Origin of the sequence: Allobosea sp. LjRoot9 (assembly GCF_964252745.1) — a bacterium.
GTDB lineage: Bacteria > Pseudomonadota > Alphaproteobacteria > Rhizobiales > Beijerinckiaceae > Allobosea.
This window is the reverse complement of sequence record NZ_CAXUPC020000014.1, coordinates 14,987-35,862: the sequence shown is the minus strand read 5'-3', so window position 1 is coordinate 35,862 and position 20,876 is coordinate 14,987. Positions and strand designations below refer to the sequence as shown.

General features: G+C 64.8%; 18 protein-coding genes. 11 read left to right on the top strand and 7 right to left on the bottom strand.

Going from position 1 to position 20,876, the window contains the following annotated elements; genetic code table 11:
- The first annotated feature begins 143 nt into the window (after positions 1 to 143).
- From ACSQ3P_RS30520 to ACSQ3P_RS30475, 10 genes are all read left to right on the top strand, one after another.
- On the top strand, positions 144 to 656 hold the full coding sequence (locus ACSQ3P_RS30520) for an A24 family peptidase (protein ID WP_436169174.1): 513 nt from the start codon (positions 144 to 146) through the stop codon (positions 654 to 656).
- A gap of 127 nt (positions 657 to 783) precedes the next feature.
- Positions 784 to 1,560, top strand: coding sequence for a Flp pilus assembly protein CpaB (gene cpaB / locus ACSQ3P_RS30515; RefSeq protein WP_436169173.1), 777 nt, complete (start codon positions 784 to 786; stop codon positions 1,558 to 1,560).
- Positions 1,557 to 2,987 (top strand): type II and III secretion system protein family protein, encoded by a 1,431-nt coding sequence (locus tag ACSQ3P_RS30510; protein ID WP_436169172.1) that lies wholly within the window; start codon positions 1,557 to 1,559, stop codon positions 2,985 to 2,987. Before cpaB ends, ACSQ3P_RS30510 begins: the two co-directional genes overlap by 4 nt.
- Positions 2,988 to 3,020: 33 nt before the next feature.
- Complete coding sequence (locus ACSQ3P_RS30505) at positions 3,021 to 3,764, top strand: CpaD family pilus assembly protein (protein ID WP_436169171.1); 744 nt, start codon at positions 3,021 to 3,023, stop codon at positions 3,762 to 3,764.
- Positions 3,764 to 5,029 carry an AAA family ATPase gene (locus tag ACSQ3P_RS30500; protein ID WP_436169170.1) on the top strand — a complete coding sequence of 422 codons (1,266 nt, stop codon included), beginning with the start codon at positions 3,764 to 3,766 and terminating at the stop codon, positions 5,027 to 5,029. Before ACSQ3P_RS30505 ends, ACSQ3P_RS30500 begins: the two co-directional genes overlap by 1 nt.
- An 81-nt stretch (positions 5,030 to 5,110) precedes the next feature.
- Positions 5,111 to 6,565, top strand: coding sequence for a CpaF family protein (locus tag ACSQ3P_RS30495; RefSeq protein ID WP_436169169.1), 1,455 nt, complete (start codon positions 5,111 to 5,113; stop codon positions 6,563 to 6,565).
- Between the two features lie 28 nt (positions 6,566 to 6,593).
- The gene (locus tag ACSQ3P_RS30490; RefSeq protein WP_436169168.1) at positions 6,594 to 7,571 is read left to right on the top strand and encodes a type II secretion system F family protein; all 978 of its coding nucleotides are present in this window, start codon (positions 6,594 to 6,596) and stop codon (positions 7,569 to 7,571) included.
- Positions 7,572 to 7,581: 10 nt separating this feature from the next.
- The gene (locus ACSQ3P_RS30485) at positions 7,582 to 8,559 is read left to right on the top strand and encodes a type II secretion system F family protein (RefSeq protein ID WP_436169167.1); all 978 of its coding nucleotides are present in this window, start codon (positions 7,582 to 7,584) and stop codon (positions 8,557 to 8,559) included.
- A gap of 373 nt (positions 8,560 to 8,932) precedes the next feature.
- Positions 8,933 to 9,772: an endonuclease/exonuclease/phosphatase family protein gene (locus ACSQ3P_RS30480; protein ID WP_436169166.1), complete on the top strand. Its 840-nt coding sequence runs from the start codon at positions 8,933 to 8,935 to the stop codon at positions 9,770 to 9,772.
- Between the two features lie 10 nt (positions 9,773 to 9,782).
- A complete protein-coding gene (locus tag ACSQ3P_RS30475; protein ID WP_436169165.1) occupies positions 9,783 to 10,037 on the top strand; it encodes a hypothetical protein in 255 nt (84 codons plus the stop codon).
- On the opposite strand, the gene ACSQ3P_RS30470 is transcribed toward ACSQ3P_RS30475, so the two are convergent.
- Genes ACSQ3P_RS30470 through ACSQ3P_RS30450 form a run of 5 tightly spaced genes read right to left on the bottom strand, consistent with a single transcriptional unit; the run spans position 10,034 to position 15,999 of the window.
- On the bottom strand, positions 10,034 to 12,532 hold the full coding sequence (locus tag ACSQ3P_RS30470; RefSeq protein WP_436169164.1) for a glycosyl hydrolase 2 galactose-binding domain-containing protein: 2,499 nt from the start codon (positions 12,530 to 12,532) through the stop codon (positions 10,034 to 10,036). The two genes, ACSQ3P_RS30475 and ACSQ3P_RS30470, sit on opposite strands and share 4 nt — an antisense overlap.
- Before the next feature lie 6 nt (positions 12,533 to 12,538).
- Positions 12,539 to 13,558, bottom strand: coding sequence for a DUF1839 family protein (locus tag ACSQ3P_RS30465; protein WP_436169163.1), 1,020 nt, complete (start codon positions 13,556 to 13,558; stop codon positions 12,539 to 12,541).
- A 5-nt stretch (positions 13,559 to 13,563) separates the two neighbouring features.
- The gene (locus ACSQ3P_RS30460) at positions 13,564 to 14,484 is read right to left on the bottom strand and encodes an amino acid--[acyl-carrier-protein] ligase (protein WP_436169162.1); all 921 of its coding nucleotides are present in this window, start codon (positions 14,482 to 14,484) and stop codon (positions 13,564 to 13,566) included.
- A 4-nt stretch (positions 14,485 to 14,488) separates the two neighbouring features.
- On the bottom strand, positions 14,489 to 15,709 hold the full coding sequence (locus tag ACSQ3P_RS30455) for an acyl-CoA dehydrogenase family protein (RefSeq protein WP_436169300.1): 1,221 nt from the start codon (positions 15,707 to 15,709) through the stop codon (positions 14,489 to 14,491).
- Positions 15,710 to 15,753: 44 nt separating this feature from the next.
- Positions 15,754 to 15,999, bottom strand: coding sequence for an acyl carrier protein (locus ACSQ3P_RS30450; RefSeq protein WP_436169161.1), 246 nt, complete (start codon positions 15,997 to 15,999; stop codon positions 15,754 to 15,756).
- 420 nt (positions 16,000 to 16,419) lie between these two features.
- On the opposite strand from ACSQ3P_RS30450, the gene ACSQ3P_RS30445 reads away from it, so the two are divergent.
- Positions 16,420 to 17,613: an acyltransferase family protein gene (locus ACSQ3P_RS30445; protein WP_436169160.1), complete on the top strand. Its 1,194-nt coding sequence runs from the start codon at positions 16,420 to 16,422 to the stop codon at positions 17,611 to 17,613.
- On the opposite strand, the gene ACSQ3P_RS30440 is transcribed toward ACSQ3P_RS30445, so the two are convergent.
- Both ACSQ3P_RS30440 and ACSQ3P_RS30435 read right to left on the bottom strand, forming a co-directional pair.
- Complete coding sequence (locus ACSQ3P_RS30440) at positions 17,589 to 18,851, bottom strand: UDP-phosphate alpha N-acetylglucosaminyltransferase (RefSeq protein WP_436169159.1); 1,263 nt, start codon at positions 18,849 to 18,851, stop codon at positions 17,589 to 17,591. The genes ACSQ3P_RS30445 and ACSQ3P_RS30440 overlap by 25 nt on opposite strands.
- Entirely contained in the window at positions 18,848 to 20,800 is a 1,953-nt protein-coding gene (locus tag ACSQ3P_RS30435) for a GumC family protein (RefSeq protein ID WP_436169158.1), read from the bottom strand. The genes ACSQ3P_RS30440 and ACSQ3P_RS30435 overlap by 4 nt, the downstream gene beginning before the upstream one ends.
- Positions 20,801 to 20,876 lie beyond the last annotated feature (76 nt).

Here is a 20,876-nt window from a genome sequence, read left to right as displayed (position 1 = left end):
CAATATTTTAAGGCGGCCGCTTGCGGGCGGCCGCCCTATTATCTTCCAAGATGGCACCTCCGGATCGCTCGACCGCTTCAAGAGCCACGGGCTCCTGGTGGTCGGCCCGGTGTTGATTTTCGTGTTGCGTGGGATTGCATGTCATGTCGCCACCACTCATCGCGCTCCTCGTCGTCTTTCCGGCAGCGATGGCCTACGCCGCGGCGAGCGATCTCGTCTGGATGACGATCTCCAACAGGCTCTGTCTCGGCCTGATCGCCACCTTTGCGATCTGCGCGCTGTGGTTGGGTCTGGGCTGGGAGCAGGTCGGTGGGCACGTCGCGGCTGGCGCTCTCGTGCTGGTCGTCTGCTTCGGTATGTTCGCTGCCGGCTGGATCGGCGGGGGGGACGCTAAACTTGCCGCGGCGACGGCGCTCTGGTTCGGCTTCGACCAGCTTGTGCCCTATCTCGCCTTGGCCGGATTGGCCGGCGGTCTGCTCACCATACTGATACTGAATTTGCGCTCGGCCCCGCTTCCGGAATGGGTCGAGAATTGGCCCTGGCTGCGTCGCCTGCACGCAGCCAACGAAGGGGTGCCCTATGGCATCGCGCTCGCCCTTTCCGCCCTTTTTATCCTGCCTGAGACATCGCTCTGGCGTGCCGCCATCGGGCTCTGAGTGTGCGTTCCGGCCTCTCCGACACGAAAGCGTTAAAGAAAGATACGTCTGGTTAACCATAAGTTGACGATTCCGACGGCACCATTCTGACCGAGAGCCAACTCTGTCTTGGCCGAGGGTCAGTCTGATGAGTCCCGCCCGCATCATTATTCTCGTCGTGGCGCTGGTCGCCGGACTGGGCGCAGCTCTGCTCATGCAGCGCCCGGCGGATGTTCCTGCGCCGGCGGCCCGGATCGAGTCGGCGCCGACAGTGCCGGTGCTCGTGGCCGCCGCCGATATCCCGATCGGCAATACGGTGTCCGCCAATGACATGCGCTGGATCGACTGGCCGCTCGCGAGCGTGCCGGCCGGCGTGGTGCGCCAGGACGAGGCGCCGGAGGCCGAGAAGGAGCTGATCGGCCAGGTCGCCCGCTATGCAATACTCGGCGCGGAGCCGATCCGGCGTGAGAAGCTGATCAAGACCGACGGAACCGGCTTCCTTTCGGCGGTGCTCCCGGCCGGCAAGCGCGCCATCGCGATCAGCACGGACAGCCGTGGCGCCAACACGGCGGGCGGTTTTATCCTGCCCAACGACCATGTCGACGTCATCCGCACCTCTCGGGACGAGGGCACGGGCAGCCGCAGCGAGAGCTATTCCAGCGAGACGATCCTGCGCAATGTCCGCGTCCTGGCGATCGGCCAGAATGTCCAGGAGCGCAATGGCGAGAAGGTCGTCATCGGCGAGACGGCGACTTTGGAGGTCGATCCAGGCCAGGTCGAGACCGTCGCTCAGGCCCAGAAGACCGGTTCGCTCTCGCTCGCGCTCCGCAGTTTGAAGGATGTCGGCGAGGTTGCGCGGCCCACCGAGGATGGCGCCATGACCCTTGTGCGCTACGGCGTCACCTCCAGAGGCGTGAAACCATGACCGTCGAACGCATCTTCATCTCGGCGACGCTCGCATTCCTTCTGGCAGGTCCGGCCGGCGCCCAGTCAACCGGCCCGGCGCCGATTTTGAATGTCGGGTCGAGCGACCATGCGATCGCGCGCAAGCTCGATCTGTCGATCGGGCGCTCCTTGGTCGTCGAGCTCCCCCGCGACGCCAAGGAGGTCTTCGTCGCCAATCCGAAGGTCGCCAACGCCGTCGTGCGCTCGGCGCGCAAGCTCTTCATCATCGGCATCGCCGATGGCTCGACCTCGATGTTCGTCATCGATGCCGAGGGCAGGCAGATTTCCGCCCTCGAAATCGAGGTCGGGCGCGACCTCAACGTGCTTCGCCAGACCCTGCGCAGCGCCCTTCCCAAGGCTCAGATCGATATCAAACCCGCCGGCAACTCGATCCTGCTGGTCGGCAATGTCGCCAATGCCTCGGAGGCAACTCAAGCCGTCGATATCGCCACGGCTTTCGTCGGTCAGTCGAGTGGCCTCTTCTCCTCGTCCAAGGGCGCGGTCATCAATTCGCTGACGATCCGCGGGCGCGATCAGGTCATGGTCAAGGTCGTGGTCTCCGAAGTCTCGCGCAAGGCGATCAAGCAGCTCGGCATCAACTCGACCGGCGAGTGGAAGCTCGGCAATTTCTCGATTACGCCGAGCCTCGACAATCCGCTGCCGCTGTCGCCGCAGGCGCTGTCAGCGACGGCCGTGACGGCCGGCATCGGCAATTCGACGAACTTCACCTTGCGTGCCTTGGAGCGCGCCGGCCTCTCGCGCGTTCTGGCGGAGCCCACGGTGACCGCGATCTCCGGCGAAAGCGCCAAGTTCACGGCTGGTGGCGAGGTGCCGATCCCGAGCGGTTACACCTGCGACAGCGGCAAATGCACACTCGGCATCACCTACAAGCCGATTGGCGTTGCGCTCAACTTCACGCCGATCGTGCTGTCCGACAACAAGATCAGCATGCGCATCGCAACCGAAGTCACCGAGCTCGATTTCGAGAACCAGCTCCGCTTCACCGGTCCCAATTCGGAATCCGTCAATGCTCCCGCCTTCCGGGTCCGCAAGTCGGACACGACGGTCGAGCTGCCATCGGGCGGTACCTTGGCGACGGCGGGCCTGATCCAGCGGGTCACGAAGCAGTCGATCAACGGCTTTCCCGGGCTGATGAACATTCCGGTCATCGGCGTCATGTTTCGTTCGCGTGACTACCAGCGCGAGGAAACCGAGCTGATGATCACGGCAACCCCCTATATCGCCAAGCCGATGGAGCCCAATCAGGTTCAGCGTCCCGATGATGGCTTCGTCGAGGCCCATGATGCGCAGGCGATCCTGCTGGGCCGCCTGAACAAGATCTACGGCACCAATAGCGGGCCATTGCCGCAAGCCTATAAGGGCCGCGTCGGCTTCATCGCCGACTGACGGCGTCGAGCGCGCGAGAGGAATGACAGGACCATGACGGTTCGATCACAGCATATCAGGCTTCGCCAGCTGCGCGGGTTCGCTGCCGTCCTGGCGGCGGGGCTCGCGCTTGGCGCCTGCGCGAAAAACGCCGAGGTCACGGGCTCGCTCGCGCCGATCGATACGCGCGAACGCCACCCAATCGTGCTGCGCGATGCGCCGCGCTCGCTCGACGTCTTCGTCGGACGAGCCGGTGGCGGGCTCGATGCAAGGCAGGCGGAGGATGTCGCCGACTTCGCCCAAGAGTATCGCCGCTCCGGCCGAGGCGGGCTCGTTGCCGAGGTTCCCACCGGCATGCGTCGCGAGATGGCCGCGCATGACACGCTCAACGCCATCCGTGCGACCCTGGCCCGCAGCGGCGTATCCGCTGCAGCGCTTTCGGTCCGGACCTATCCTGTCAACGATCCCGGTCTCGCCTCGCCGATCCGCCTGACCTTCGCTTCGCTCCAGGCCGGCTTGCCGCATTCCTGTGGGCAATGGCCGGAGGATACGGGCGCTTCCAGCTTCAAGACAGGGGCGTCGAACGCGCCTTACTGGAATCTGGGTTGCGCCACCCAGGCGACGTTTGCCGCGCAAGTCGCCGATCCGATCGATCTCGTCCGCGCCCGCAGCGAGGGACGCCCCGACATCGCCAAGCGGATGGGCGCCATCACCAAGCTGCGTGAAGGCAAGGACCCCTCGACCGAATACCGGCAGCAGACGCCGCAGATCAATTCCACTGTCGGCGGAGGAACCTGATGGACAAGGATCAGGCCGTCGAGACGCTGGCCGAAGCCCCGAGCAACGAAGCCATCATCGCCCCACTTCCGCGCATCACCTTGCAGGCCTTCTGCGAGACGCCGGGCGTGGCCGCGACGATGCAGGCCGTCATCGCCGACCGCCGCATGGACAAGGCGCATGCGCGCATCCAGATGGGCGGTCCCGCGGCCGCCGTCGAGGCCTTCCGCGCGGCCCCGACCCCGAATATCATCGTGATCGAGACGGTGTCCGATCCCGCGACGCTCGTCCGCCATCTTGAGACATTGTCGGAGGCCTGCGACGCCGGCACCAAGGTCGTGGTCGTCGGGCATGTCAACGATGTCCAACTCTACCGCGACCTTATTCGCCGCGGCGTCAGCGAGTATCTGATCGCTCCGCTCGGCACGCTCGATATCTTGCGTACGCTGTCGGAGCTCTATATCGCGCCCGGCGCCCGCAATCTCGGCCGCGTCATCGCGGTGATGGGCGCCAAAGGCGGTGTCGGCGCCTCGACCGTGTCGCATAACGTCGCCTGGGCGATCGCGCGCAACCTCGATGCCTCGACTGTCATCGTCGATCTCGACATCGCCTTCGGCACGGCGGGCCTGGACTTCAACCAGGATCCGCCGCAGGGCGTGGCGGAGGCCGTCTTCGCGCCGGAACGCCTCGACGCCAATTTCCTCGACCGTCTGCTTTCGCGCTGCAGCGAGAACCTGGCTTTGCTCGCGGCACCGGCCATGCTGGATCGCACCTGCGATCTCTCCGAGGATGCGTTCGATCAGCTCTTCGATCTGCTGCGCGCCAGCGTGCCTTGCGTCGTCCTCGACGTTCCCCATCTCTGGAGCGCCTGGGTCAAGCGCGCCTTGATCAGTGCGGACGAGATCGTCATCGTCGCTGCGCCGGAGCTCGCCTCGCTGCGCAACGCCAAGAACCTGATCGATTTGATGCGCGCCGGCCGCGCCAATGATTCCAGCGCGAGGCTGGTGTTGAACCAGGTCGGCCTGCCCAAGCGGCCCGAGATCGATGCCTCCGAATTCGCCAAGGCGCTCAATGTCGAGGTGCTGAGCTCGATTCCCTTCGATGCACAGCTCTTCGGCACTGCCGCCAATAATGGCCAGATGATCGCCGAGATTCAGGCCAACGGCAAGGTCAACGAAGCCTTCGTCCAGATAGCCAGTGCGCTGACCGGGCGCGGCGAGGCCAAGCGCAGCAAGCGCAGCCTGTTCGAGCCGCTGGTCGCCAAGCTGAAGCGCCGCAGGGCCTGACGATGATGTGCGCCACGATCAGCGCCGGTACGGGCGGCTCGGTCGGGCAATGTCTCGCCTTGCCCGCGAAAGAGGGTTGAGATGTTCGGAAAGCGATCAACCGGCGCAAATTCGCCCCAGGCCCTGACCGTGAAGGCGGCCGCTTCCGCGCCGGGGCTTGCGCGCACGCTCGACCAGACCGGCGGGCAGGATCCGCGGCGCAGCCCGCCGCCCCCGCCCGTGCCGGTCGAGACGCCGCGCTCCGACGAATATTATCAGATGAAGAGCATGATCTTCGGGGCGTTGATCGAAGCGATCGACCTCTCGCAGCTCGCCAAGCTCGACGGTGAATCGGCGCGGGAGGAAATCCGCGACATCATCAACGAGATCATCTCGCTGAAGAACGTGGTGCTTTCCATCGCCGAGCAGGAGGAGCTGCTCGACGATATCTGCAACGACGTTCTCGGCTATGGCCCGCTCGAGCCTTTGCTGGCGCGCGACGACATCGCCGACATCATGGTCAATGGTGCGACGCGCACCTTCATCGAAGTCGCCGGCAAGATCACGCTGACCAACATCCGCTTCCGCGACAACGCGCAGCTGATGAACATCTGCCAGCGCATCGTCAGCCAGGTCGGCCGGCGCGTCGACGAATCCTCGCCGATCTGCGACGCGCGCCTGGCCGACGGCTCGCGCGTCAACGTCATCGCGCCGCCTTTGGCGATCGACGGCCCGGCGCTCACGATCCGCAAGTTCAAGAAGGACAAGCTGACGCTCGACCAGCTCGTGCGGTTCGGCGCGATCTCGCCGCCGGGAGCCGAGATCCTGAAGATCATCGGCAAGGTCCGCTGCAACATCGTCATCTCGGGCGGCACCGGTTCGGGCAAGACGACGCTGCTCAACTGCCTGACCAACTACATCGATCTCGACGAGCGGGTGATCACCTGCGAGGACGCCGCCGAACTGCAACTGCAGCAGCCTCATGTCGTGCGCCTCGAAACGCGCCCGCCCAATATCGAGGGCACCGGCGCCGTCACCATGCGCGACCTCGTCAAGAACTGCCTGCGCATGCGGCCCGAGCGGATCATTGTCGGCGAAGTGCGCGGACCCGAAGCCTTCGACCTGCTCCAGGCCATGAATACGGGCCATGACGGCTCGATGGGCACGCTGCACGCCAACACGCCGCGCGAATGCCTGAGCCGTATCGAATCGATGATCACCATGGGCGGCTTCAGCCTGCCCTCGAAGACGCTGCGCGAGATGATCTGCTCATCGGTCGACGTCATCATCCAGGCCCAGCGCCTGCGCGATGGCTCGCGCCGCATCACCCACATCACCGAGGTGATGGGCATGGAAGGCGAGGTCATCATCACCCAGGACCTGATGACCTACGAGATTCTGGGCGAGGATGCGTCTGGCAGGCTCACCGGCCGCCATCGCGCCACCGGCATCGGCCGGCCGCGTTTCTGGGAGCGGGCGCGATATTATGGCGAGGAGCAGCGCCTCGCGGCGGCGATCGACATGCTGGAAAGGCAAGGCGAGGCCGATGCGGCCTGATTGCGCGATCTGAGCGGAGCACCACGCCATGGACAAGAGCGTCATCGCTGTCATCGTGCTCGCGACCCTCGCCGCGGGCGGCGTCGTCTATGCGCTGTTCTATCCGTTGCTCAGCGGGCAGGCCCGGGCGGAAAAGCGCCGCAAGGAGTTCGCAAGTCCCGTCGCGGCGCGCGGTATCGACCGCGAGGCACAAGCCCGGGCCAAGCGCGGCCAGGTGGCTCAAAGCCTCAAGGACATCGAGAAGCGCGAGAACTCACGCAACAAGCTGTCCCTCGAAACGCGCCTGTTGCAGGGCGGGCTGAACTGGACGCGCAAGAAGTATTACATCGTCAGCGCGGTCATGGCCGTGGTGACCGCGCTGGCCCTGCTGCTGGCAAGCGAGAAGCCGCTCCTTGCAGTCATCGGCCTGTTCGTCGGCGGATTCGGTCTGCCCGCCTGGTACATCAAGCGCTGCAAGACGAAGCGGCTGAAGAAGTTCGGGATTGAATTCCCCAATGCGATCGACGTCATCGTCCGTGGCATCAAGGCGGGTCTGCCGCTGAACGACTGCCTGCGGATCATCGCGCATGAAGCCGCCGAGCCTGTCGCTGGCGAGTTCAGGCAGATCATCGAGAGCCAGGCGCTTGGCCTGCCGCTGACGGAAGCCACCGCGAAGCTTTATGATCGTATGCCCTGCGCCGAAACGAATTTCTTCGGCATCGTATTGGCGATCCAGCAGAAGACTGGCGGCAACCTCGCCGAGACGCTCGGAAATCTGTCCCGCGTCATCCGCGATCGCCGCAAGATGCGCGACAAGATCCAGGCCATCTCGATGGAGGCCAAGGCCTCGGCCGGCATCATCGGCTCGTTGCCGCCTGTCGTCGGAGTCCTGGTCTACCTCAGCAGCCCGCGCTACATCGAGCTGCTCTGGCTCACACAGGTCGGCAAGGTCGCAATGGTCGCAGGCGGCGTCTGGATGCTGATCGGCTGCCTGGTGATGCGCAAGATGATCAACTTCAACATTTGAGGCGGCGCGGATGATTGCCCTCATCGCAGACAAGCTCGCCGATGGACAATTCCTGTTGTCCATGCTCGTCGCCATTGCCGCCGCTGCGACCGTGCTGACGCTGGCGATCCCGCTGACGGAAGGCAACAGCCTGCAAAAGCGCATGAAGGGCGTCGCCAGCGAGCGCGAGAAGATCCGCGCCCGCGAGCGCGACAGGCTCAACCGGCAGAAGGACAGGGTCACGCTTCGCCAGGAGCCGAAGCAGTATATGCGCCGGATCGTCGACCAGTTTAAGCTCGGCGACTGGCTCGGCACGGAGACGGCGAAGCAAAAGCTCCTGATGGCCGGCTATCGCGGCCCCCAAGCCGAGGTGGGCTTTTTGTTCTTCCGCCTGGTCGTGCCGATCGGGCTCTTCCTGTTCACGCTGTTCTACGTCTTCGTCCTGAACGATTTCGGCCAGCCCTTCATCGTCAAGATCGGGATTGGGATCGCCGCCGCCTATCTCGGGATCAAGGCGCCGGAAGTCTTTCTGTCCAACCAGATCGGCAAGCGCCAGACCTCGATGAGATTGGCTTTTCCCGACGCGCTCGACCTGCTGCTGATCTGCGTCGAGTCCGGAATGTCGATGGAGCACGCCTGTCGCAAGGTCGCCGGCGAGATCGGCACGCAGTCCGTACCGCTCGCGGAGGAGTTCGCGCTGTGCACGGCTGAGCTGGCTTATCTGGCGGAGCGGCGGCAGGCCTATGAGAATCTGGCCCTGCGCACTGGGCTTGAAAGCGTCAAATCGGTCTCGACCGCTCTGATCCAGGCCGAGCGCTACGGCACGCCGCTGGGCACCGCTTTGCGGACCCTGGCCCAGGAAAGCCGTGACCAGCGCATGACGGCGGCCGAGAAGAAGGCGGCTTCGCTGCCGCCCATGCTGACCGTGCCGATGATCCTGTTCTTCCTGCCGGTGCTGTTCGTCGTCATCATCACGCCGGCGCTGATCCAGGTCTTCAAATGGCAGTGAGAAGGCTTTTCGGGTCGGATCTCACTTAAGATGAGATTGTCTGACAGAAGCACCAACCCCGTTGCTCCGTCGTAATTTCGGAGGAGCGGGGCGAGCTCACGATCCAACGGTGTCGCATCGTCACGAACAGGGAGAGCCGAAGAGGGCTCGCCCTTTGCCCGCCTGGCAAAACGCCCGTACGAATAGAATGCCGCCGTCGTGGCGAGCGTGATGACCACCAAGAAACTGGCCAGGATTTCGAAAAGCGGCATGCGCGCGACCGTTAAAACTCGTCGCAAAGATAACCCGGCTCGATCACATTCGTTCGCTCGTCGCTGAACTCTCGCCTCGCTTCGGCATTGATGAGTTGCAAGCCGCCTTCGGGACAACCTCGATGCACGAAACCGATCTTCACGAACCCCGTCGGGCCAGGCGCTTGCCGGCGCTGCGCATTTCGAGCTGGAGTCGGGACCGGGCGGGGACAGGTTCCCGGCCCGAATCACACCATTCCACCAGCGAGCTGACGATAGCCTCGTACAACATTCATAAAGCTGTCGGCCGGGATCATCGTTTTGCTCCCGACCGCATCGTGGAGGTTCTCAAACAGATCGACGCCGATATTGTCGCGCTGCAGGAGGCCGATCAGCGCTTTGGTGCACGGGCGGGGCTGCTTGATCTGGGACTTCTGCACCGCAAGACGGGATTACGACCGGTTATGATCGAAACGCGCTGGCAAGGTCATGGCTGGCACGGGAATGTCGTGCTGTTTCGCAACGGACGCGTCACGGCTAGCCGACAACTCGTATTGCCCGGCGTAGAACCGCGCGGTGCTCTGATCATAGACCTGTCGATGGGGGCCGCTGACGTTCGCATTGTCGCAGCCCATCTTGGCCTCCTTCGACGCTCGCGCTCGAAGCAGGTCGAAGCGCTCGTGAATGCTGCAAAGCCTACCGACGGCAGGCCAGTTTTTCTAATGGGCGACCTGAATGAATGGCGCCTGGGCAAGAAGTCGACACTGCATGGACTCGCGCCGAAGTTTGGACCGCTCCATGCTGCAATACCGAGTTTTCCCGCCCGGTTTCCGCTCTGGGCACTCGATAGGATCGTTGGCTATCCTGCCGAAACAATTGTGCGGGTCGAGCTTCATGACACGCCGCTTGCTCGCATTGCGTCCGATCATTTGCCGATCAAGGCCATCGTCACACCATCCATAGGCACCCGCCAGGCGCATTGACGGCAGCAGCTTGACGCTGCTGCACCTCAACAGCGATTCGCTGTCGAGGCTCTTCCTAACGGTCGCATCTCTCAATCTCGACGTCGTCGCGCCTTGCGTGCTGCTATTGGGCGCTCTGGCATATGCCGCCTGCCGCCTGCCGCCTGCCGCCTGCCGCCTGCCGCCTGCCGCATGGCGCGAGCGCAGTCGCTTTTCGGACAAATCCGATGCCGGAATAAAGAGCTGGATTTGCACCTCGCGTCCGAAAGGACGCGCGTCGATCTAGGCCGAGCCGCCCTCGACAGGCGCATAGAGGGCCCCGGCCACGGCATTCACGGCTCGAATCTCGCCGTTCGGCGGAGCCGGGTTCTCGCCACGGGGCTTCAGGACGACGCGTTTGGTCACGCCGGGGGCAAGGTGGAACCAGTTCTGCTCCGGTCGCCAGTTCGCATCGACGATATGGACCGATTGTGCCAGACGCCGACAGGAAATAGCGAGTGCCCAGTCTTCGCCGCTGCGTTCGAGCGTCGCATGCAAGCCCAGATCATGGCGCTCACGGCCGCGCCCGAGCGAAAAATGGAACGCATCCGCCAGAACGGCCCCGCCCTGCTCATCGCGCATCACGACGGAGGTCGCGTCGTGGCCGGGAGGACCGAAGCGGTAGGCATAGGAGATGTCGAAGAAGCGGCCAAGAAGATCGAAAGCAGACAGGCTGGCGCTGCTATGAGCCTCGAGCGCGAGCGTGCGAGAGGCTTTCACCACCGCGACCTGGCCGTCGCGCCAGCATGTCAGGTCGAGACTGGCCATGAGCGGAACCGGGCGCTCGTTAATCAGATGAATCATCAGCCCGTTGACGCCCTCGTCGGTCATCGTGACCTGTACCGGCCGAAAGGCGCGAGCGAGCCCGTACCATGCCGCCTTTGGTTCGCCGTCGCTGGCGATAACGCCCCAGCCCGCGCCGGGCACCAGATCTTGCAGCAGCCAGACCAGTGCGCCGCGTGTCGGCGATCCGGGCCGACGCCATTCCGCGAAGGTCTCCTCCATCACCTCCGCGGAGGTCGCGCGTGACAGAGCCAGATAGCGCTCGCAATCCTCCCGCCGCAGCTGTGCCGGGTCGACCCCATAGAGTTGGCGGAGGTAGTGGTCGCGCACGTCTTCGAAATCCCAGGACGCGCCGAGGTCGCGCGGCACGCCGCGTTTCCAGTCCGGGTGATGCGTCAGCGCTGGCGGGTGGCCAGAGGCCAGCGAGACCTCTTCGGGAACATTGGCGAAGGCGAGGCTTTCCGCTGCGAAACGAACAGTCGCGCGGCGGGCATCGTCGAGGCCGCGCTGATAGGCGCCCACGCCGTAATAATGCGTCACGCCCTTGTCGGCGACGAAGGGCAGCGGGCCGCCCGAAGGCGAATTCGGCACATAGGCGATATCGGGCCGCAGCCGTGACACGACCTCGGGAAGGATACGGTCGAAGACCGGGCCGGACCAAGCTGCAGGCGGTGCGCCGAGCATCGCCGCCTGCTGGAATACCTCGCTGCCTCCGCAGAGAACGACAAGGCTCGGCGAGCCTTGCGTCCCGTCGAGCAGCGTTTCAGCTTCCGCCTGGATCGCGGCGCAGAAGGCAGCGTCGCCTTGCGGATAGTCGAAATTGGCCAGCATCATCTCCTGCCAGACCATGATGCCGAGTTCGTCGCACAGCCCGAAGAACGCCTCGTCCTCATAGGTGGTGACGCCGGGGATGCGGATCATGTTCATGCCGGCGTCGCGGGCGAGGCGCAGCCAGGGCTCATAGGCAGCCCGGCCGCAGGCGAGCGTGGCCAGATCGGCGCTGCTCCAGCAGGCGCCGCGGCAGAAGATGGGCACGTCGTTGACGACAAGGCCGAAACCCTCGCCGTCGGCGCCGCGGTCGACGGCAAGCGAGCGAAAGCCGATGCGACCGAGGTCGATGGTTTCGCCGCCGATCAGGAGTGTCAGTTCGTGTAGGGCGGGGTCGCCATGGGTGTGCGGAAACCAGGGCGCGATACCAGGCAAGTTGAGCGTGCCCGATAGCGCGCCGGGCCCGGCAATATTCAACGCGGCCTCTCGTCCTGCGCACCGCATCAGGGCGCGTGGGGATATGCCCCCGGCATCATCCGACAGCGACACCGTGAGCGCGACCGTGCCGGCCTCGCCGTCATAGCTCGTGAGCAGATCGATGCCCGCGATAACGGACGCCGCATTGCCGATCTCGGCCCGCTGCACCGGCCGAAACGGCCCGGTCGGCAGCCCCGCAGGACACCAGCCCGGCATCGAGCCCAAGGCCGTCGTCCGGAACCAGCGCAGCCCGTTCGGCTGGATCATCGCCGGGCGCCAGCGCGAGCGACGCGGCGCGGAGGCGAGCCTCGGCGCCAATGCACGGAAGCAGAGCGCAATCTCCGCCCCTACGGGCACATTGACGGCCAGAGCGAGCGGCTGGAACATCGAGCGGCTCTCGGTGGCCAGCGTTCCGTCGATCCAGATTTCGGTCCAGCTCGCAAGCCCCTCGAAGCGCAGGGCACCGCTCAACGCCCGGTCGAGCCGAGTCCTGTACCAGTGGTCCTGTCGGCCGATGGCCTCGGCCGTATCGTCCGCCAGACGTCCGAGCGCGCGCAGGGTGCCTGCGACGGTGCCGGGGACAGCCGCCTCCTGCCAGGCGCCATCGTGCGGCAGCTCAGCCGGGGCCGCGACGGCGTCAGCCTCCGTCGCAAGCCAGCTCCAGTTCCCGATCGCCTCGACGTTTTCGCCAGTGCGCGCGACGATGCGGGCCATCCGCGTTTAAGCCGGAAAGCGGCGGGCGAGCGCCTCGTTCACGATGTCATGCTGCGTGGCGAGGTCGGCGAGGCTCGCGTCGAAACGCTCGAAGCGTTTTTGCTTCATCGCCCGCGCCAGATGGAACTGGGCGATCTTGGCGCCCTCGGCAATCCGAAGCGCAGCCTCTCGCGCATCGTCCAGCCGGTCCACGGTGGTGCTGAGCCAGCCGAGATGGGCCGCCAGCAGCTCGAAATTGGCACCGAGCTGGCGCAGCGTGTTGAAGGCGTAGTGATGGAAGAGCTCGCTCGGCCGCTCGGCAAGAGCCTGTGCCTGCGCGGTCGCGACCGCGCGGAAGGCAGAGACCGGGTTGGTGTCCGGTCGCCTTGCGACATGGCGTGCCAGCAGCCGCAACGCGGTCGAGCGCAGCTCCGCGTCGCCCGGCAGGCGCTGGGGCAGGCGCACCATCTCCGCATAGGGAAACAGCGTGTCCTCTCGCATCTGGCCCGGCAGCAGTCGCAGGAGGCCGTCGAAATCCTCGCCCGAGGCGCGGTGGAGCCCGTCATTGTGGAAGTAGTCGAGCTGGCGGCCTGCACGGTCGAGCCGGTTGACGGCGATCGTCGTCTTGCCGTGGCTGGTGCGGTAGGAGATGCCCTGCGTATCTGGCATGTAGAAGGAATCGAGCTCGATCAGCACGAGGCGCCGCCGTGCGATCTGCTGTTCAAGATGGCCGATCAGATCGTCATACAGCGCAAGCTCCGTGGCGCGCAGACCATAGAGCGCCTCGAGATCATCGAGCGGCGGCTTGAAGAAGGTGAATTGGTCGCCTTCGAAATCCTGCGCAACGGTGAAGCCGAAGGCGGCTGCGGGCTCGGTGTCCAGCGTGTGCAGGATTTCGATCCAGAGATCGGCATAGCAGTTCGTCTGCGGCCAGTGCCTATCGCCGGAATGCATCGCATGGCGGCGATAGGCGAGCGGGTCGCCCGGCAGAAGCGGATCGGAACCTGCCGGCGCGCCGGGTCGCCCGATCGTCGCGTGGACGGTCATGGCGCTTACGGCCAAAGCACGTCACGCACGGCCGCCGGCCATGTCTGGACGTCGAAACCGTGATGCTTGAACAGCGCAAGCGCGACGCGCTCCATGCCGAAGCCGACACAAGCCGTATGCGCGGTCTCTCCGTCTTCCGTCTTGATGCCCCAGGTCGTGCCAAAATGGTCTTGGTGGTAGTTGAAGGAGAGGCAGGCGGTGGGCTTCTCCACGCTCTCGATGGGAATCAGAAGTTCGAATTTCAGGCGCTGGTCGCGTTGGTTGTTGGCAAGCATGCGTCCGGCGCGGCCGAAAAAGGGATCGTTTGCGACATCGATATGCAGCGGCATGCCCAGCGAGGCCATCATCGCCTGGCCGCGCTCCAGCCAGGTCGCGCGAAATTCCGTGACCTGGTCGGGCGTGCCGAAGCGCACATATTCGCGCATCCGGAAGAGCTGCATGCGGGCCGGGTCCTTGGAGGGCTCGTGCCGGAAGCAGTAGGACTGCAGGTCGAACAGCGCGCCGTTCTTGCCGACCGGCCCGCGCTTGGCCACGACGGGATAGAGCACATAGCAGGCAGCCGGAGTCAGCACGATGTCGGTGGACTTCTGACCCGCCGTCCAGTCGACCCCGTCGGAGACGTTGTGCAGCAGTTCGGCGTGGGCTCGCTCGTCGCCCTCGAACGCGTGGACCGTCCCGGCGAGCTGGGGGAAGCTCTTGAGATAACCAGAGCGCTCGAAATGCTTGCGGTTCATCGCGGGCGGGAAGCGCGCCACCTCGGCGCCGTCCTGGCCGCCATAACGGGTGATCAGATCGTCGAAGCGAGCGACAACCTCTTCGAACAGACCGCTGCGTCCATAGAGACCGTCGACGCCGGTGTCGATCAGCAGGCCGCTGTCGATGAGTTCAGCAAGGAAACCTTGCTGTTGCTGGCAGTTCTGGCACATGGGATCACCGGGACAGGCTGGAATCGTGCTTGTACACGGCCAGCAGATTGGATGTGTTGCCGAGGATTCGGTCGTTGTTGATCATGATCGGCGCCGAGAGCGCGTCGCGCATGAGGCGTGTCAGGCTCGACGGGCTATCGTTGCGATAGCCCTGGATGCCGCAGATCAGGAAGGCTTGGCTGACGATCTCGCCGACGTTCTGAGATGCGGCGATCTTGATGCTGTTCATCGCTACGACAAAGCCCATCGAGGAGAGCTCGTCGGCATCGTCGCGCGCACGTTCGTAGCGGTCGAGCCCGGCGACGACCAGCGCCTTGAACTGCTGCAGGCGAGCGAGCAGCTCGGCCAGGCGCAGGGCGCTGGGCGGTGTCGTGCCTGGGCGCTTGCGGGCCTCGCCGCGCACGAAGCTCTCGGCGCGGGCAACAGCCTCGGCGGCGATCCCGTACCACACGCCCGCCCAGAGCAGATGGGCATGGGCGAGCATGGATTGCGCTGCGATCTCGGCGAAGGGCGTCGGAATGATCTGTTGCGCGGGCGCGCGGCCGGCAAAGGTGAAATTGTCGGAGCAGGTGCCGCGCATGCCCATCGTGTCCCAGACCGCGCTGCGCTCCAGCCGGTACTGATCTCGGGTCACCACTGCCATGACTTGGTCGGAGGGCGGTGCTTCGGGCGTACGGCGGGCTGTGATCAGGATGGCATCGGCCTGCGCGCCATAGGAGATCAAACAGCCCTCTTTTTCGAGGGTGAAGTCCTCGCCGTCGCGCACGACGCCGCAGACGCTGCTGCGCAGGTCGCCGCCGACGCCGCCGCCTTCGGTCGTAGCCGAAGCGAGCAGGAGCTGCTCACCGGCGATCCGCGCCATGAAGCCGCGATGCCAGGACTCCGCACCGCAATGCACCACGAGGCTCGATACCTTGATCTGATGCATCGCGTAGATCATGCCGGTCGAGGAGCAACCCTGGGCCAGGACGGAGGCGATCTCGGCGATGGTGGCGAGGCTCGCCTGCTCGCCGCCATCGGCGGCCGGGACCATGATGCCCAGAAGGCGTTGCGCCCGCAGCGCATCGAAGGCCTCCTGTGGGAAGCGGGCCTTCACATCGACGTCGGCTGCATGCTCGGCTGCGATCCGTGCAACCGCGCGGGCCTTGGCGATCATGGCCTTCTCGTTCTCTGCACGCGCGCCGAGGTCGACCAGGACAGGGCGCTGCCTGCTTTCGGCCGACATCCCGGGCTGCGATTGGGGTGCGGCGCGGCCGGCGAGTGACGCCATCAGACGCGCTCGCTCAGAATGCTTTGGATCGCATTTTCGATCGCCGCAACGGAAGCGAAGTTGCGGCGGTTCATCATCCTGTCGGGAAATTCGACCTCGAAGGTTTCTTCGAGCGCCATCATCAGCTCGACGGTGCCAAACGAGGTCAGGCCGGCATTGTAGAGATCGGCGTCGTCGGCGAGGGTGGCGACGTCGACCGGTAGCCGCGCCGTCGTCTTGAGAATATCCCTGATCTTGCTCTTCATTGTTTGGTCCTGCCCATTTCATCCGCTGGCGACTTCGCGGCGGAAGATGACGTCCGCATGCGAAGTCAAGATGAGCGTTCCATGCGCTCGCCGAGGCTCCCTGCCGATCTCATCTCTCGGGAAGTCCTGATTTGTAGTGTTCGACGCGATATTTTCTTATGAGGCTGGCATACCGCGGAAAATTTAATGGCGCGTTGCAGTTTTCGCCGAAACCTGCATTCGAACATCTCGATGACAACATCTTGCAAATTTTGGTAAACGGCGATCACCCCGCCGTGGGTGCGCTAAATTGGCGATGTCTCGTTTACGATATCTTCAAGTTTTGCCTGGCGAAGGCGTTCCCGAGCACCCTTGAAGCCGCTTGGCTGTTATATCAGGCCTCCGGTGCGGACGGGCCGCTGCCGGGAAGGAGCTCAAGGCATGGCGACGTTCGGATCGCGTCTTGCAGACCATAAAGGTGTCGGGCCCGGCTTCGATGCAATGCGTATCGCACTCGCGCTCTCAGTGCTCTACATCCACACCGGCCTGCTACGGGTCGCGAGCCCCGAGGCCGCGCTCGCGCCGGTGGCGCCCTACGTTCCGATGACCCAGTGGGCGTTCGACTTCGCACCGCTGCCGATGTTCTTCGCGCTGAGCGGATTTTTGGTTGCCGGCAGCGCCGAGCGGCTGTCGATCGGACAGTTCGTTGTCAATCGCGGCCTGCGCATCCTGCCGGCGCTCGCCGTCGAGATCATCCTGTCGGCGCTCGTCCTGGGACCGCTGCTGACGATCTATACCTTCGGTCGCTATGTCTCGGACCCGCTCTTCGCAGGTTATTTCCTAAACATGCTGGGCAACATCCACTACGAACTGCCGGGTGTGTTTCTCGACAATCCCAATCCGCGCATCGTCAACGGCTCGCTCTGGACGGTGCCGCATGAAATCGCCTGCTACGCCCTGCTGGTCGGCGCGATGTTCATCGGCGTGTTCCGGCGGCGCTTCCTCGTCCTGCTCGCGACGCTGGCGCTGTTTGGCGTCTCGATAGGCATCTTCCTTTGCGGCAAGCTCGGCATCGTGCTGCCCTATCACGATGCCCTCAGCTATCTGTTCGTGACGCGCGGCGCGGCGCGGCTGGTGCCGCTCTTCCTAGCCGGTATCGTGCTCTACCAGTACCGCGACCGCATTCCCTACCGTTTCAGATATGCCGTGGCCTGCGTCGCCGCCTATATCGCGATCGCGGCTTTCGGGACGCCGGACTGGAACGCCAATCCGATCTTCAGCTTCGTTACGGCGCCGTTCTTCGCCTATATCGTAGTCTATGCTGGGTTGTCGCCGAAGCTCGTCTTCAAGCCGCTCTCGCGCGGCGACTATTCCTACGGCATCTATCTCTACGGCTATCCGCTGCAGCAGGCGATGATCCAGCTCATGCCGTGGATCGACAACCGGCTGGCCTTCTTCGCACTATCGATCGCCGCCGCGAGCGCGATGGCGATCTTCTCCTGGCATGTCATAGAGAAGCCGATTCTGCGCCTGCGTCGCAAGTTCTCGCTCACGGCACGGATCCACACGGGCGAGGCGGAGCCTGCCTCGGGCGCGGCGCTGCCGCGGGCTCAAACGGTCCCGGCGGCCAAGTAATCTGGGCGCGCGCCCGCAGGCTCAGTGGCGAACCCCGCTTCGGCCGCCTCGGGCGCGGCATCGCTGGTGCCCGTCAGGAACCACAGCAGCGCGGCGGTCTTGATCGAGTAGACGGAATCGCTGACGAGCATCAGCAGGCAGATATAGGTCGCGACGCTGACCTTGAAGCGCCAGGCCCGGCGCGAGCGTTCAGGCGTGAAGATGAAGAGGCTCCAGAAGCCGATCGCGCCGATCAGCCCGATCTGGTTGAGTGAATAGGCGTAACCGGAATCCGATAGGAAGGGCTTGTCCGGCGAAAGACCCCAGACAGCCGACGGCGACAGCGAGGTCACCAGCCGTGCCGTCCAAAGGAGGCGGCCGGCGAAGTTGTTCTGCCAGCTCACCTCCGCGCTGGTGAAGCCGTATATGGCAAGCCCGGCCAGCACGAAGAAGGGCGCAGCCAGCCAGACGAAGCGTGGCGTGCGCGGCGCGAGGAACCAGGTGATCGTCGCGAGGATGCAGACATTGGCGCCGAAGCGGGAGTCGCTGAGAATGATCGCGCCGATGCCGGTCGCCATCGTCAGCCAGCGCTTGTTCATCTCTTTCCGGTTCAGGCACCAGATATAGATGATCGCGCCGAAATTTCCGGTCGAGATCGGCTCCAGAAAGACAGACGAGGCGCGATGTGGCCCCAGGAAGGGCAGCAGCGTGCGCGCATCGGGCCGAATACCCGACGCAAAGAGTGCGCCGGTATCGGCCTTGACGTCGGAGGGCGCGACCGTGCCGCGCGCGACGTAGTATTTGATGATATTGAAATATTTGACGTAGACGTCGAGCGCCAGGAACTCGAACAGGCCGAAGGCCACGACGATCAGCCCGCTGATCAGGGCCGCGCGATCGGCCAGACGCGGGTCCCGGCAGCTCCGCCCGAGCAGGTAGAAGGCGATCGGGATCAGAAAATCACGCACCGCCTTCGGGTCGAGCAGCGGGCGCATCGCCATCAGCATGGCAGCGTACGACATGAAGACGGCCAGCACGACATAGGGCGCTGCGTTCCGGCCGAGGCCGAGATAGAGCGCCGTGGCGACGAGCACGACCTCGGAGCCCATCACCATGGTGTCGTTGACGGCCATGACGTTCGTGTTGAGAAAGCACAGCGCGGTGTTGAAGGTCAGCGCACCCACCAGCAGCGCGAGCGTCAGGGGGGAGGGCGGCGGCGAGCCATCTGCGTCTGCGACACGATCCCGGGCGGATGTCACGCGGCTGCCCTTGGCCACCTTCGGAACAGGCGCTCAGTCTCGCCAGGGGTCACGAGCGCCACGACGAGCTCGCCGGTCGGATCGACCTTGGACGCCGCGCGGATAATGTCGGGCACCCCCATGCCCGAGAGATCCGCCGCCAGCACAATCGCGTCAGGCGAGATCGCGCGGGTGCTGTCGGTCGCATCGGAACGCAGGACGAGCACGAAGTTGCTGCGGCGCGACCCGCTTCCGGACGGACCCGTACCTGCATCGATGCGCCGCATGTTGATGTCGTTGCGCCCTGCACTCTCGCGGTAGATCAGGACGCTCTCTCCGATCTCCGCCAGCGCCTGGGCGAGATGTTGCGCGATATCCGCCTGCACCGCTGCGTCGAGCGGCCCGGCGATCAGGACGGAGGCCGGTAGGTGTCGCCCGAACCGCGCCTGGAGCAGTTTTGCGGTCGGTGCGAGTGCAGCCTGCCGCTCGGCCACGTCCTTGGGCAACCGCGCCACGCTGGCGACGCCCAGGATCTCGCCGGCCTGTTTGGGGGTCAGCGCGCTCTGCGGGAGCAGGCGGGCGGTTCGTAGGGGCAGCAGTTCAAGCAGATAGGCGATTCCCAGCCCGGCGCAGGCCCCAAACAGCAACGCGGCTGCCAGGACGATGATCGCAGGCGGCTTGGATGCGACAGCGGGCGGGACGGCTTCGGAAAGCAGGCGGGAATTGCTCGTCTCGATTTTCTTCTGTTGGTCGAGCTCGCGGGCGCGGGTCAGCGATGCGTTGTAGACGGCGCGGATGGCCTCGGCCTCGCTCTCGAGCTGGCGGAGCCGGATTTCGGCCACGCCGCTGGTTTCCTGGGAGCGCGTCAACTCGCTGGCACGCTTCTGCAGATTGGCAAGGTTGGCCTCGGCCTGACGATAGGCCTGCTGCACGGAGGAGCGCACGCGTCCCAGCTCTGCGGCGAGCAGCTTGCGCGTCTCGGCCAGCTCCGCCCTGATCTCGATCAGTCGCGGGTGCTGGGGCATCAATGTTTGCGCCAGGCTCGCCGCTTCGCGCGCCGTCTGTGCGTATTGCGTGCGTAGCGACACGACGCTGGTCGACGTCAGGGCTTCGGGAATGGTATCGGAGAGCAGCCCATTGTCCCGCAGGTTGGCAATGCCGTCGCGCCGCGCCGTCTGGCGGGCGAGTTCGGCGCTGGCCTGGCTGATCTGGGTATAGAGATCGCGCAACTGCTGCGTCACCACGAGCCCGGTCTCGCCGGTGCTGACGAGATTGTTCTTGATCCGGAAGGCCTGAACGGCCGCTTCGGCATCGTTAAGCTGCGTCCGCAGCCCGGCAATCTGACTGATCAGAGACTCGTTGGCGCGCTCGACCGCACCGCGGCGCCCGTCATTGCCCTGGCGAAAATAAGCCCTGGCCAGCGCGTTCGCGATATCGGCCGATTTCGTCGCGTCGGGATGCGACACGATGATGCGGAAGACGAGCGAGTTCTCGATCCGCTGGATGACGATGGCACGGCGCAGCGCATCCATCGTTTGAGCAGAGCGCTGTTGCGGGGTCGGCATCAAGAGTTTGCCGAAATGGCGCGCGAGAAACCCGGGTTGGGGCGCGAAGGCGCTGTCCTGTTCAAGGTCGAGATCGCTGATCATTTGGCGCAGGACGCCTGACGATGTCATGACCAGAGACTGGCTATCGACATTGGCGAAGTCGATCGAAGCCGAGCTGTCCGAACGTACGATATCCTTGCCGACGATCTGCAAAGCCTGAGGATCGACCAACAATTCGGCAGTCGCGCGATAGACAGGTGTCTGGGCGACGACATAGGCGAGAGCGAGCAGCAGTGTCACGCACGCGCTGGCGGCCACCATGAGGCGCCTGCGCTTCAGCAGGTTCAGCAGCTCCGGCAGGCCGAATGCCGAGGTCGGCGACGGCGCGTCGTGTCGTCCGCCGACCTCCAACGCAGTAACCACCTGAAGCCTCCTGAAACGCGGCCTAAATGCCCCCCGGCCGGCGCTGCTGGCCCGAAGGGCAGGCGGCCGAAGGCGC